Source organism: Streptococcus suis, assembly GCF_002960425.1.
GTDB classification, from domain to species: Bacteria; Bacillota; Bacilli; order Lactobacillales; family Streptococcaceae; genus Streptococcus; species Streptococcus suis_S.
The window spans coordinates 1-1,022 of record NZ_POIZ01000064.1; the positions used below are offsets into that span (position 1 = coordinate 1).

Consider the following 1,022-nt stretch of genomic DNA (forward strand, 5'->3'; position numbering starts at 1 on the left):
GGATTGATTGAAGATGAGGCCCTCTTCATTGACGGGACCAAGGTAGAAGCTGATGCCAACAAGTATTCTTTCACGTGGAAAAAGGCCGTTGAACGCTATGAAGATGCCTTGAATGGAAGTATTTCAGCCCTCTATGACAAGCTAGTTCAAGAAGGGGTGAATACTGCCTTGTCCAAGGAAGAATGCCTCACTAGCGAGGGACTCAAACAACTCCTACATGAGACAGAACAAGTATTGGATGAGGTGGAAGAAGCTATCTCACAAGAGCCTAAAGTCATTAAAGGTGGATCAGCCAACAGACAGAAACGAAGAAGAATTAAGAAACTCAAGAGAAAGTTGAAAGAGGATTTTCTTGTTCGGAAACAGAAGTACGAACGAGATAAACAGATTCTACAAGAGCGAAACTCCTACTCTAAAACGGATCACGATGCAACATTTATGCGGATGAAAGAGGAAGAAACAGTCTGGGGAGAGACTGTTTCTTCACGAGCCTTGAAATAAAAGAGCGAGTATGAAGAATGGTCAGCTCAAACCGGGCTACAACCTCCAACTTGGTACAAACAACCAGTTTGCCTTAGCTTACGGATTGTATCCGAATCCAACTGACACTCGGACGCTCAAGCCTTTTCTTCAATCCATCCAAACCCTAGAACTCTTTCAACACATTGTCGCAGATGCAGGTTATGGAAGTGAAGAAAATTATAGCTTTATCGTTGATGACCTGGAGAAAACACCTCTAATTCCCTACGGAACATATCAGAAAGAGCAGAAGAAAAGCTACAAGAAGAGTGATGCCAATCCTGAAAACTGGACCTATCTAGAAGATTCTGACCAGTGGATAAAACCAGATGGGGTTGTCTACTCGTTTAAGAATTATTCACGAAGAACGGAGCAGAATGGGTTTGAGAAAGATATTAAGATTTACGAAGCTGATCCTGTACAAGCTAGTGAAGAGTTAGACCAGTTAGCACGGACAGAGAAAGGAAACCTCAAACAAATTCAGTATAATCCTACGTGGGAGA

1 pseudogene is annotated in these 1,022 nt (G+C 42.5%); it reads left to right on the plus strand.

What is annotated here, in order from left to right:
* Positions 1-1,022 (plus strand): annotated as a pseudogene (locus tag C1G57_RS08735) (transposase); the annotation flags it as partial.